This is a genomic window from Citrobacter sp. Ce104, from assembly GCF_030334595.1.
In the GTDB taxonomy this organism is placed as follows: Bacteria; Pseudomonadota; Gammaproteobacteria; order Enterobacterales; family Enterobacteriaceae; genus Citrobacter; species Citrobacter europaeus.
This window is the reverse complement of sequence record NZ_JAOWDP010000065.1, coordinates 159,130-172,510: the sequence shown is the minus strand read 5'-3', so window position 1 is coordinate 172,510 and position 13,381 is coordinate 159,130. Positions and strand designations below refer to the sequence as shown.

The 13,381-nt window shown below is 53.7% G+C and carries 11 protein-coding genes; 1 reads left to right on the top strand and 10 read right to left on the bottom strand.

Translation table 11 applies throughout. The annotated features are described in order from the left end of the window. Window positions 1–103: 103 nt before the first annotated feature. Entirely contained in the window at window positions 104–2,041 is a 1,938-nt protein-coding gene (gene mrdA2, locus OGW16_RS15795) for a peptidoglycan DD-transpeptidase MrdA2 (protein ID WP_087052606.1), read from the top strand. Here the strand turns inward: mrdA2 and bglB are convergent. The 10 genes from bglB to tap all read right to left on the bottom strand — a co-directional run bounded on the left by bglB (window position 2,013) and on the right by tap (window position 13,379). Further along, complete coding sequence (gene bglB, locus OGW16_RS15790; protein WP_043016738.1) at window positions 2,013–3,152, bottom strand: beta-galactosidase BglB; 1,140 nt, start codon at window positions 3,150–3,152, stop codon at window positions 2,013–2,015. The two genes, mrdA2 and bglB, sit on opposite strands and share 29 nt — an antisense overlap. Beyond that, window positions 3,153–4,739: an MFS transporter gene (locus tag OGW16_RS15785; protein ID WP_080625006.1), complete on the bottom strand. Its 1,587-nt coding sequence runs from the start codon at window positions 4,737–4,739 to the stop codon at window positions 3,153–3,155. A 262-nt stretch (window positions 4,740–5,001) separates the two neighbouring features. Next, entirely contained in the window at window positions 5,002–5,394 is a 393-nt protein-coding gene (flhE, locus tag OGW16_RS15780; RefSeq protein ID WP_043016740.1) for a flagellar protein FlhE, read from the bottom strand. Then, complete coding sequence (flhA, locus tag OGW16_RS15775) at window positions 5,394–7,472, bottom strand: flagellar biosynthesis protein FlhA (protein ID WP_286518614.1); 2,079 nt, start codon at window positions 7,470–7,472, stop codon at window positions 5,394–5,396. Before flhA ends, flhE begins: the two co-directional genes overlap by 1 nt. Further along, window positions 7,465–8,616, bottom strand: a complete 1,152-nt coding sequence (gene flhB / locus OGW16_RS15770) for a flagellar biosynthesis protein FlhB (protein WP_043016741.1) — start codon at window positions 8,614–8,616, stop codon at window positions 7,465–7,467. Before flhB ends, flhA begins: the two co-directional genes overlap by 8 nt. A gap of 157 nt (window positions 8,617–8,773) precedes the next feature. Then, entirely contained in the window at window positions 8,774–9,418 is a 645-nt protein-coding gene (cheZ, locus tag OGW16_RS15765) for a protein phosphatase CheZ (RefSeq protein ID WP_029139578.1), read from the bottom strand. Between the two features lie 13 nt (window positions 9,419–9,431). Then, window positions 9,432–9,821 (bottom strand): chemotaxis response regulator CheY, encoded by a 390-nt coding sequence (gene cheY, locus OGW16_RS15760; protein ID WP_043016742.1) that lies wholly within the window; start codon window positions 9,819–9,821, stop codon window positions 9,432–9,434. A gap of 18 nt (window positions 9,822–9,839) precedes the next feature. Continuing rightward, window positions 9,840–10,889 carry a protein-glutamate methylesterase/protein-glutamine glutaminase gene (locus OGW16_RS15755; protein WP_043016743.1) on the bottom strand — a complete coding sequence of 350 codons (1,050 nt, stop codon included), beginning with the start codon at window positions 10,887–10,889 and terminating at the stop codon, window positions 9,840–9,842. Then, on the bottom strand, window positions 10,886–11,758 hold the full coding sequence (gene cheR / locus OGW16_RS15750; protein ID WP_043016744.1) for a protein-glutamate O-methyltransferase CheR: 873 nt from the start codon (window positions 11,756–11,758) through the stop codon (window positions 10,886–10,888). Before cheR ends, OGW16_RS15755 begins: the two co-directional genes overlap by 4 nt. Before the next feature lie 19 nt (window positions 11,759–11,777). Then, complete coding sequence (gene tap / locus OGW16_RS15745) at window positions 11,778–13,379, bottom strand: methyl-accepting chemotaxis protein IV (RefSeq protein WP_043016745.1); 1,602 nt, start codon at window positions 13,377–13,379, stop codon at window positions 11,778–11,780. Window positions 13,380–13,381: the final 2 nt, after the last annotated feature.

Below are 13,381 nucleotides of genomic sequence, written 5' to 3'. Positions count from 1 at the left end.
CACAAGGAATGACACATTTCCGTAGAGATATGGAACATTTTTTGCCTGTCATCCCGTTTAAGCCTCCGTATCATTAGGCGGCAAATTAATCGGGTACGGGTCAATGACATTCAGAGATTTTGAGGCGGAAGAAAAACTCTTCCAACGGCGTGTATTGGTGGCCTTCGGCCTTGTAGTCATCTGTTTTGGCATCCTGATTTACAATCTCTACAACTTACAAATTTGTCAGCACCAGTATTACACCACCCGGTCGAATGCAAACGACATCAAAATGCTGCCCGTCGCCCCAACGCGTGGCATGATTTACGATCGCAACGGCATTCCGCTGGTGCGCAACGTGACCTGGTACGATATTTCCGTTACGCCGTACAAAATCAGCGATATGAACGCGCTGATCAGGCAGCTCACGCCCATCGTTGACCTCACTCCTGATGACATTGACCAGTTTCGCCATGAGCTGAAAGCCAGCAGTCGCTATCGCCCTGTCGTGCTGAAAAATGCGCTGACCGATGTGGAAATCGCCCGTTTCTCGGTTAACCAGTTTCATTTCAGCGGCGTCACTATCAACAGCTATGAAGACCGCCAGTACCCTTATGGCGCCGCGCTGGCGCATGTCCTTGGCTATGTTTCAAAAATCAACGATAGCGACCTTAAAGCGCTGGATAAGAAAGGCCTGGCAGAGAATTATGCCGCCGATCACAACATCGGTAAGCAGGGGATCGAGCATTATTACGAAAATGAGCTGCATGGGAAAACCGGTTATCAGGAGGTGGAAGTGGATAACCACGGACGCATCGTGCGCCTGATCAAGGATGTGCCACCCGTTGCCGGAAAAGATATCCATCTGACGCTGGACCTACATTTGCAGCAATACATTGAGAGCCTGTTAGCGGGCCAGCGGGCTGCTGTTTTGGTTGAGGATCCGCACGACGGCTCCGTGCTGGCAATGGTCTCTAATCCCAGCTATGACCCGAACCCGTTTGTCAAAGGCATCAGCTATCAGGACTATAACAAACTGCTGCAGGATAAAGACCTGCCATTGATCAACCGCGTCACCCAGGGGCTGTATCCTCCCGCCTCCACGGTCAAACCGTACATGGCGATGTCAGCTTTACTGGACGGCGTGATCACGCCGCAGACCAGTTTCTTCGGCGCTCCCACCTGGACGCTTCCCGGCACAGAACGACATTACCGCGACTGGAAAAAAACGGGCCACGGTATGCTGGATGTCACCAAAGCGATTGAAGAGTCTGCGGACACGTTCTTTTATCAGGTGGCGTTTATGATGGGGATCGACCGGATTAACAGCATGCTCAGCCAGTTTGGCTATGGCAAACCGACTGGTATCGATCTTGATGAGGAGTATAACGGCCTGCTCCCAAGTCGCGAATGGAAGCAGAAAGTGCATAAAAAATCCTGGTATCAGGGAGATACCATTTCGGTTGGCATCGGTCAGGGCTACTGGATTGCCACGCCTATTCAGATGGTAAAAGCCATGGTCGCGCTGATTAACAATGGCAAAGTTATCGCTCCGCACCTGCTACTTGATGAAGAGAGCGGAAAAACTATTACGCCGTATCAGGCTTCCGAAGCACCGTCGCAAATCGCGTCTGCCTCGTCACCTTATTGGGGACTGGTGCGTCAGGCGATGTTCGGCATGGCGAATGAACCAAACGGCACGGGCTATAAGTTCTTTCACACCGCACCTTACGGCATTGCGGCGAAAAGTGGCACATCCCAGGTCTTTAGCCTGAAAGAAAATCAAACCTACGATGCGAAAATGATCCCCGTGCGCCTGCGCGACCATGTGTTCTATACCGCATTTGCGCCGTATAAAAACCCGAAAGTCGCCGTAGCGTTAATTCTCGAAAACGGCGGCAGCGATGGCGTCACCGCCGCGCCGGTTATGCGTCAAATCATGGATCATCTGTTTGCGCCGCAGGACAACGCCGCGCAAACAGAGATACCGGAACAATCAGGTCCGATAGCAGCTGCGCCATCGGACGCCGATATCAAAAATACTTACGCAAGTATTCGGTAAGGCACAGCATCGCCATCGCTTGTCCGTAAGGCATGGAGGTCCGTGGGATGTTGCGGTAAAAATCGAGATTGTGACCCATTCCGGTTCCAAACGAGGTGTGCAGCAGTTCACCTTCGGCTGAAATATGTTGCACAATACCTCTGATGGCTTTTTCGGCTACCGACGCATAGTTTTGCCCGACATAGCGTTTACGAACCGCTTTGAGGATCCCATAGGCGAAGCCGGCGGTTGCCGACGCTTCCAGATACGACTGTGGGTCGTCCAGCAAGGTATGCCACAATCCGCTTTCATCCTGGCACTTCGCCAGCGCGGCGATTTGCGCATTCAGAACCTGTACCAGATAGCGATGCACTGCATTATTCTGTGGCAAATCAAGCAATTCGAGGAAATCCGGAATGACGATAGTTAACCAGCTGTTGCCGCGCGCCCAGCGAGCGTTGGCGAAGTTATGTTGTCCTTCATAGCTCCAGCCGTGGAACCACAGCCCCGTTTCTTTATCCATCAGGTTTTGCACGTGCAGCAGGAACTGATAGGTTGCTTCTTCAATATAGTCGGGACGATTAAGCAACTTGCCAATTTTCGCCAGCGGTAAAACCGTCATCATCAATGTGTCATCCCACATCTGCTGATGATTCTCTTCCGCCAGCGTAATGTGCTGCATACCGCCATATTCTGTACGCGGCATCTCATGCATTGCCCACTCCGCCCAACTGTCGAGCCACGGAAGGTACGCTGGATTACGCGTCTCTTCATAGCGATACGCCAGCGTTAAAAACGGCGCCATGGTGTTAACGTTTTTGGTGGTTGCGCCTTCGGCAAAGCGATCGGCAAACCAGCTGTCGATGATATCGCGCATCGTTTCATCGCCGGTTTGCTGATAATACTGATACATACCATACAATCCGACGCCGTGCGTCCATTCCCATCCAGCCCAGCCTTTGGTATCAATCACGCGACCGTCGTCCAGACGGAGCAAGAACTCACCGGTTTCGTCATGAATATTGACCAGGTTATGCGTCACCTTTTTGATCAACGCTTTTAATTCATCCCTGGCAATAAAATGTTCTGGTTGGCGCAACAATGGGCTATGTTTAACCGGGTAAACAATCATTTACTTAACCTCTGTCAATGTCGAATTCAATGCGGCGCCCTTTTCCAGTTTGGGTGCCGCTGGTTTATTACGATTCAGGTAACCAATATTGTTGTTACCCCAAAGTGATTCATATGGCATGCCGGACAGCATCTCTACGGTGGCGCGTCCCTCAGCGGAAAGTCCTTCCAGCACAGGCCGCCCGGACTCACGCATTTTTGCGGTCTCTTCACGCAGGGTGCTGTGCGTTTGCAGGTTCAGTTTGAAGCGCAGGGAAACCAGGAAACCCAGCGCCAGAACAATTAACGTTCCGCAGCTCAGAATTAACAGGATGGTATGGCTAACCGCCGCGGGCTGTGCGCTCTGGCCGGAGACAAAACCGGACAACTGCATGACGATCCCCACCAGCATCACCGCGCCCGCCTGCGACGCTTTGCGCGTTAACGTCATAATCCCGGCGAAGATCCCTTCCCGACGCTGACCGGTAATCACTTCGTCAACGTCCGCAATATAGGTGTAGGTATTCCAGGGAACGTAATTGATCCCCCCACGCCCCAGACCCGCCACGGCAGATACCAGCAGTAGCAGAGAATAAACATCGCTGAGTCCGGCGTAATACAGCCCCGCATAGGAGAGTGAACTGAGGCCAAACAGGACGACCACCATGCGATAAGACGGCGCAGGTCCGAAACGAATGCACAATGGGATCATGGCGATAACAGCAATGAACTGGAAGATAGCCATCGTACCCAGCAGGTTAGATGCCATTGATGCTTCCTGCATCAGCACAAACACCACATAGTAAGTAAAGACGGCGTTAAAGACGTCCTGAGCAATATAGCCGCCAAGATACATTCCTAAATGCTGGCGAAATATACGGATGCGTAGAGTTGAACTCAGTTCAACAAACAAGCGGTTCATACTCTGGCCAAAGGTCAGGCTTTTCTTCTCTTCTTCGGCTCGCAGGGCGGCTTCAGTCCACTCTTCTCGCGGTCGCTCCCAGGTAAAAAACCAGACGAACGTCAGCATCAGCGCGCACAGCACAGAGAACACCAGACTGGCGTAGAAGAAAGACACCGGGTTATCTTTGCCAAATAGCGTCAGCAGAACGCCGGGTAAGAATGAGGCCAGAATGGCTGACATTTGCGCCATCGAAATACGCGCGCCGGAGAATTTGGTTTTCTGTTTAAAGTCATCGGTCATTTCGGGTACCAGCGTTTCGTAAGGCACCAGAATCATGGTGTAGACCACGTCAAAAATCAGATAGGTGAGCAGGTAATACCAGAATCCCATGTCGCCGACCCACATCAGCGAGTAGCTAAAGACACAGGGGATCCCCAACAGAATAAAAAACTTACGCCGCCCAAAGCGTTTGCCAAGCCAGGTTGAGCCAAAGTTATCGGTCAAAAAACCCATTAATGGGCTAACGACGGCATCCAGCACCCTGGCTGTGGCAAAAATAAAGGTCGCTTCGATAGGCGTCAGACCACAGAACGTGGTGTAGAAATAGAGTAACCACGCCGCAGTTAACGCCGTGGTGCCTGCGCCTAAAAAATCTCCCGAACCGTAGGCAAAATAGTTAACCAGTCCGATTTTACGTGTCTTCATTGCCGTTACCCCTGCACATTATTAGGAGGCCCCGCAATCCTCGCTTTGACATTGGGCATCCTTACCGGGTCACAGTAAAAGCTAACAGGAAGTGAAACCTTTCTATTTCTGCCAGGGGGGTTCGCAAACTGGCAACAGCACAAAGAGTCCGGCAACGTATGTCACCTATTTTATAAAACAGCGTTTCTATTTAATCAAAGAGGCAGGCTAAAAGTGCGAAGCAGCCAGCAGTTTCTACTGCTGGCATGACTGAAGGAAGGTGTTAACGATAGTTCACGATCACCTGATTGCTCTGAACCTGTAAGGCAGGGATCAGACGACCACCACCGGGGACTTCCCAGACAAAATGCATCGGTTCGATGGCGGGAACATTATTGAATCCGTTGGTGGTTCCACTCTGCCCATCCAGCTCGACACAGCGGGACTGAGAACATAAACGCACCCGTAAACCCGCGGGCGTTGGGCCATTAAGTTCATAGCGCCAGGCCACCAGCGTCATCAACCCCGAGACCGGCTGGCTGGGTACCAGAGGTGCGGACGAGGCTGACTGACCGCGGTGGTTTAAGGTGATCCCCATCCCACTTGCCTGCCACGCCCCTTCCCCGGCAGCCTGTACCGCCAGAGGAAACAACAACAGCAACAGTAACTTACGCATTATTTACCTCCAATAGTCGCCGTCATGCGGATATGGCGGTTATCGGAAAGCTCCATGTTCGATAACACCACCAACTGCGGTATGCTGCGACGTAAAAAGCGTGCCAGTAACGGACGCAACGCGTGGTTAACCAGCAAGACTGGCGGCGCGCCCAACATTTCCTGCCGGGACAGCGCTTCCTGAGTCTGGGCCAGCAATCGGTCTGCCAGCCCTGGCTCCAGGCCGCCGCCGCCCTGCAGCGCTTGCAGCAGCAAACGCTCGAGCGGGGTATCAAGGCCGATAACCTGAACCTCTTCATTACCTGGGAACCACTGCTGAGTGATAGCGCGTCCTAAGGCTACACGGACGACCGCGGTAAGCTCATGCGGATCATTTTGCAGCGGCGCATGTTCTGCCAGCGTTTCAAGAATGGTGCGCATATCGCGAATCGGTACTTTCTCATCCAGTAAGTTCTGCAACACTTTATGCAGCGTGGTGAGCGTCACAACGCCCGGCACCAAATCTTCCGTCAGCTTTGGCATCTCCTGCGAGACACGGTCCAGTAACTGCTGTGCCTCCTGACGGCCAAATAGCTCAGCGGCGAACTGCCCAATCAGGTGGTTAAGATGCGTCGCGACAACGGTACTCGCTTCAACTACCGTAAAGCCCTGAATCTGCGCCTGTTCCTTCAATGCACTTTCAATCCAGATAGCGTCCAGTCCGAAAGCCGGATCGACCGTTATCTCACCCGGCAGCGACCCGGCGGCGGTACCCGGGTTAATGGCCAGCCAGCGTCCCGGATAGGCGTCACCACTGCCAATTTCCACCCCTTTCATCAAAATTCGATAGCGGGCCGGCTGCAGATCCATATTGTCACGGATATGTACCACCGGCGGCAGGAAGCCCATATCCTGGGCAAATTTCTTACGAATACTGCGAATTCGCCCCAGCAACTCGCCATCCTGCTGAAAGTCTACCATCGGGATCAGGCGATAACCGACCTCCATTCCCAGGGAGTCTTCCAGCTGTACGTCATTCCACGTTGCTTCCACCACGGAGTTGTTTTCCGGCATTTTCACCGGCTGCGGTTCATCTGGCGCTTTTTGCTCACGACCGCGCATCCACCAGGCCAGACCCAGTAACGCAGCGGTAAACATCAGAAACACCAGGTTCGGCATGCCCGGAACCAGACCCAAAAGCCCAAGCACCGCCGCGCTGAGCAGCATAACGCTGGGATTACTGAACAGTTGGGTCACCATCTGTTCGCCTACGTCCTGGTCGGTACTCACGCGGGTCACGATAACCCCCGCCGCGGTGGAGATAACCAGAGCAGGAATTTGTGCCACAAGCCCGTCACCGATGGTCAGCAGGGTATAACTTTCCGCAGCGCTGCCCATGCTCATACCATGCTGCAACACCCCAACTAACAGGCCGCCGACCACGTTGATAACCATGATCAGAATACCGGCGATGGCATCTCCACGTACGAATTTACTCGCACCGTCCATAGAGCCGTAGAAATCCGCTTCCTGGGTCACTTCCGAGCGCCGTTTTTTGGCTTCATCCTCGCCAATCAGACCGGCATTCAAATCCGCATCAATCGCCATCTGCTTGCCGGGCATACCATCCAGCACAAAACGCGCGCCAACCTCAGCGATTCGCCCTGCACCTTTGGTGATTACCATAAAGTTAATGATGACGAGAATAACGAAGACCACGATGCCGATCGCAAAGTTACCCCCCACCAGGAAGTGACCAAAGGCTTCAACCACCTTCCCCGCCGCCGCCGCGCCGGTATGACCTTCCATTAAAATGATACGCGTCGACGCGACGTTCAGGGCGAGGCGTAATAATGTGGTAAACAGCAAAATCGTCGGGAATGCGGCAAACTCCAGCGTACGCTGGGTGAACATCGCCACCAGCAGCACCATGATCGACAGCGCGATGTTAAATGTGAACAGCAAATCGAGGACGAAAGCCGGCAGCGGCAGCACCATCATCGACAAGATCAGCAGGATGAGGATCGGTCCGGCAAGGATTTGCCATTGCGTGGATTTCAGGTTGCTGGGCAGACGCAGCATCGCGACCAGATTAGCCATCAGTAGTCTTCTCGTTCAAAAAATCCAGTGCTTCAGGCACCGGAAGGTTTTCAGGTTGTGGTGGACGCTTGCCGCCGGCGAGACGCCAGCGTTTTAGCTGCCATACCCATGCCAGTACTTCGGCAACGGCGGCATATAATTGACCCGGTATTTGCTGACCAATCTCAGCATGGCGATATAACGCACGCGCCAACGGCGGCGCTTCTAACGTAGGGACACGATGCTCGGCGCCAATCTCACGAATGCGCAGCGCCACCAGCCCCGCGCCTTTGGCGACAACTTTCGGCGCGCTCATTTTGTTCTCGTCATACTTCAACGCCACCGAATAGTGCGTGGGGTTAGTAACAATAACGTCCGCTTTCGGCACATCCGCCATCATGCGACGCTGTGCGGCCGCACGCTGCATTTGACGTATTTTTCCCTTAACGTGCGGGTCACCTTCGCTTTGCTTAAATTCGTCCCGGATATCCTGACGCGACATACGCAACTTTTTCAGATGGCTGTAAATCTGGAAAAAGACGTCGAACCCCACCATCGGAATGACGCCCAGCACCACCAACAGCGCGCACATACCCACTAAATCCAGGGCGTTGCCCATCGCCGTAATCGGAGATTCCGCCATCAGTCGCATCATCGCTGGCCAGTTATGCCAGAGATAAAACCCAGCCACGCTGCCTACCAGCGTGGACTTCAGTATCGCTTTAAGTAGTTCTGCCCCGGTTTGCGCGGAGAACATGCGTTTAATGCCCGGCAGCGGATTCAGCTTAGAGAACTTGGGCTGCAGAGATTTACCGCTGAAGATCAAGCCGCCGAGCATCACCGGGGAGATTAATGCCACCAGAACAACGCCGGTAATCAACGGTAACAGCGCAATCATCGCGTCTTTAATCAGCAGGATGATTTGACTGAGGATCAGATTAGGGTCGTTGACCATACTGTGGTCAAAACGTAATCCGGCAGACAGCATGCCGGCCAGCCTGCGGGCGAGCGACTCCCCGCCAATCCAGATAATGCACACACCCACCAGCAAAATAAGCAGCGAGGTCAGCTCTTTGGATCGGGGGATCTGCCCTTCTTCCCGTGCTTTTTCAAGTCGGTGGGGTGTGGGGGCTTCTGTTTTGTCGTCGTCGCTTTCTTCTGCCACGCATCAGACCCTGGATAGAGATATAGGCGAGAATGATGCCAGAACGTCCATCCAGCAATGGGAAGAGTAAGCGGTAAAAAAGACGGGATTTATGGCTTTAAGCAGAATTGCGCGTAAGCCGGATGAGAGGTCACGCCCCACATCCGGCAAATACTCATCAGAAACCGAGGCTGTCCAGCAGGTCGTCAACCTGATCCTGACTTGCCACCACGCCGGCTTTTGAGGTATCAACCTGCGGGCCGTTAAGCAAGCTTTCGTTTTCACGTTTTGGACGAGCACCCTGCTCCGGGATGTTTTCCAACAGAACCATCAGCAACTGACGTTCAATCTCCTGGATAACATCCATCATGCGTTTGATGACCTGACCGGTGAGGTCCTGGAAATCCTGCGCCATCATGATGTCCAGCAGTTGAGCGTTAGTAAAACTGGTATGTCCTGGCACATCACCAAGGAACTGTCGGGTATCGGTGACCAGTTCACGGGCGTCGGACAGCTCGATCGGATTTTCGAACCATTCATCCCAGCGTTTGGTCAGGTCTTTGGCCCCTTTTTCCATCGCGTCCTGATGCGGCTGCGAAGCCTCCACGCTGTTCAGCGCGCGCTCTGCCGCCTGTGCGGTCATCTGCACAACGTAATCGAGACGATCGCGGGCATCGGGAATCGCTTCCGCCGCTTCGGCAATAGCCTGATCCAGCCCCAGTTCACGCAGGCTGTCGCGCAGCATTCGGGTCAAACTGCCGATGCGCGCGATGATGTCCCCTGCAGAGTGTTCGTCAGCAGGTTTAATTTGTGGTTGCATCATCATTGTCACACCCTCACATGCCCAGTTTCTCAAAGATCTTATTGAGTTTCTCTTCCAGCGTTGCCGCCGTGAACGGTTTCACGACATAGCCACTGGCACCTGCCTGTGCTGCCGCAATGATGTTCTCTTTCTTCGCTTCCGCCGTCACCATCAGCACCGGTAAGGCGGACATTGCGCCATCTGCACGAATGGTTTTCAGCAGCTCGAGGCCATCCATGTTCGGCATGTTCCAGTCGGAAATGACAAAACCAAATCCCCCAGCCTGCAGCTTATTCAGCGCGTCCACACCGTCTTCAGCTTCTTCAACATTGTTGAAACCCAGCTCTTTGAGCAGGTTACGTACAATGCGACGCATGGTGGAAAAGTCATCCACAACCAAAAACTTAAGCTCTTTATCCGCCATAAAAAATAAACTCCTGATTCAAATACGTATTGCCTGTCCGGCACTGATTTTCGCCAGCATTTGCTGGCTTACCTGGCTAAGATCGACCACTTCGCTTACGCCACCCATATTGATGGCCTCGCGCGGCATGCCGAACACCACACAACTTGCTTCGTTTTGCGCAATGGTCCAGGCACCCGCCTGGTTCATCGCTAACATTCCGGCGGCACCATCGTTGCCCATACCTGTCAGGATCACTCCCACGGCATTACGCCCCGCGTGTTTTGCCACCGAATGGAACAGCACATCCACTGATGGCCGATGCCGGTTAACCGGCGGACCATCATGAATTTTGATCTGGTAGTTCGCCCCGCTGCGCGCCAGTTCCATATGCTTGTCACCTGGGGCGATATACGCATGCCCCGGAAGCACACGCTCCCCGTCTTCTGCCTCTTTCACGGTTATCTGACACAGTTTGTTCAGACGTTCGGCGAATGAACGGGTAAACCCTGGCGGCATATGCTGGGTAATAAGAATACCGGGACTTGAAAGCGGCAATGGCTGGAGTACATGGCGAATTGCCTCTGTTCCTCCGGTTGACGCGCCAATCACCAGCAGTTTTTCCGAACTGAGTAACGGCCCCGCTTTCAAGGTCGCCGGTGCCGCCATAGGCTTATGGGCCGCCAGTTTTGCCCGCGACGCGGTGCGGATCTTCTCAGCGATCATTTCGCTGTAGGCCAACATCCCTTCACGGATCCCCAACTGTGGTTTGGTGACAAAATCAATCGCCCCCAGCTCCAGCGCCCGCAGCGTGACCTCTGAACCTTTACCCGTGAGTGAAGAGACCATAACCACCGGCATCGGACGCAGACGCATCAACTTTTCAAGAAAGTCGAGGCCATCCATGCGCGGCATTTCCACATCCAGCGTCAGGACGTCAGGATTGTATTTTTTGATTAAATCCCGCGCGACCAACGGATCAGGCGCCGTTGCTACCATTTCCATATCACTGTGGCTGTTAATAATTTCGGTCATGATTTGACGCATCAATGCAGAATCATCAACCGACAACACCCTGATTTTACTCATGCTTTATCCTTACCTGGCGCATGCGCATACACGGTCTGTCCACGCAGGCTAAACTCGCGCACGAGGTTGCTAAAGTTTTCTGAATGACCTGCAAACAGCAGCCCATCTGGTTTAAGAAGTGGAACAAAACGGTGCAAAATATCCTGCTGTGTCGTTTTATCGAAATATATCATCACGTTACGACAAAATATGGCATCGAAGGGTCCAGGCACGTTGTACTGCTTATCCAGTAAATTCACGCTGGAAAATTCAACATGCCCCGCCAGTTCCTGCCGAACGCGTACCAGACCTTCATGCGGCCCGGTGCCACGCATGAAATAACGCTGCAACTGCTGGGGTGACAGCGTCTTCAGCTCATCAAGACGGTAAATGCCGCTTCTGGCCTTTTCCAGCACTTCGGTATCAATGTCGCTGGCAAAAACACGCCAGCGGCCCGGTGCCATACCCAGGGTATCGGCGAGCGTAATCGCAATGCTATACGGCTCTTCACCGGTTGACGCCGCTGCGCTCCAGACCCGGTATTCACCGTTGCGCCGACGAGCATGATCTGACAGCACCGGAAAATGATGCCCTTCGCGAAAAAACGCGGTCAGGTTGGTGGTCAGGGAGTTAATAAAAGCCTGCCACTCAGCACTGTTCTGGTTAGCTTCCAGCATGCTGAGATAGCGACCAAAGTCATCCAGTCCCAGGGTACGTAAACGACGGACCAGGCGGTTATAAACCATGTCCCGCTTATGGTCGGCCAGTACGATCCCCGCACGCTGGTAGATTAATTGACATATCCGACGAAAATGCGCGTCAGACAGCGCGAGGCGCTGTGTCATCTGTAACAATAATGACGTTTGCCCGGTGGGCAGAGATGATGTCATAGCGCCTTCTCAATCACATTCAGGATACAACGGGCACAACCTGCGGCTGCGCCAACTCTTGTTTTGTTACGGTTTGCTCTTCAAGCTTGAAAAATGCGACGCAGGCGGAAAGATTATCGGCCTGTGTGGCGAGTTGTCCGGTGGCGGATGCGGCTTCTTCCACCAGCCCGGCGTTTTGCTGCGTCACTGAATCCATCTGGCTGACGGCCTGCGCCACCTGCTCAATGCCTCTGCGCTGTTCATCAGAAGCAGAGGCAATCTCGCCCATGATGTCGTTAACCCGGGTAACCGAGCTGACAATTTCCGTCATGGTGCGTGCAGCCATATCAACCAGCTGCGAGCCCTGATGCACTCGGGTAACAGACTCTTCAATGAGTCCTTTAATTTCTTTCGCCGCCTGCGCGCTACGGCTTGCCAGATTGCGCACTTCACCCGCGACAACGGCAAAACCGCGCCCCTGTTCACCTGCGCGGGCAGCCTCTACCGCGGCATTCAGCGCCAGGATATTGGTCTGGAAGGCAATGCTGTCAATCACGCCGATGATGTCGCCAATTTTCTGCGAGCTGGCGGAAATCTCATGCATGGTGCTGGCCACCCGGGTCGTCTGTTCACCGCCTTTATGCGCGGTGTCGGCCGCACTTTTGGCAATTCCTGACGCCTGGCGCGCGTTATCCGCATTCTGCCCGACGGTGGCGGTCAGTTGTTCCATGCTGGCTGCCGTTTGCGCCAACGCGGCCGCCTGCTGTTCAGTTCGCGAAGATAAATCGTTATTGCCCATCGCGATTTCTGAAATGCCACTATGCATGGCTGAGCTGCCCTGGCGTACCTCACTGACCGTTTCACGTAACGCCTGCTGCATCTTCTTCAGGCTGGCAAAAATAGCCGAGATCTCATTGCGCCCATAAACCGCTACTGGCCTGGCCAGATTACCTGCAGCAATGCTGTCGAAATGACTGCCAACAATCGCCAGCGGCTGAACAATCATCTTGCGCGACCAGTACAACGCACCGCTGGTGAGCAGTGCCGCCAGTACCACCATGGTGGCAAAAATCACCCCCGACATATGGTAATTTCGCTGGCTCTGTTCGCCTGCCGTTTGCAACACGCTGTCGATGTTGCTCTGCCAGGCATTCACATTCGCATCAAAAGCATCTTGAGCCGCCTGCACCGGCGCGGTCAGAAAATCTGACAACTGATTGTTTTCAAGCCAGGTGGCCTGATGCGCGAGCGCGCTGTGCCACTGACTGAAACTATTCTCCGTTGCGCCAAACAGCGCCTTGCCTTGTTCCGTCGGATCCGACGTCGCCATAAAGCGTTTAAACATCAATTCAGACTGCGCCAGGCTATCGCGCGCGAGGGTCATCAGCGTTTTGATGTCCTCTGGCGGATAGCTCAGGGCGGTCAGCGTCCCTGCCTTATTAAGGGCCGTACTGGCCTGTAATAACACAGCGCGGGTTTGGGCCAGCGCAGCGCGTTGCTGATTACTCCGTTCGACCTGATTCAGGTTCTGAAAACCGTCCCGAAATGCCCAGAAGGACAAGCCATTACTGCCAATCTGCAAAACACCGCAGAGGATTAAAATCAAAAACAGCGTGGTCGAAATTCGAATACGATTAAACATCA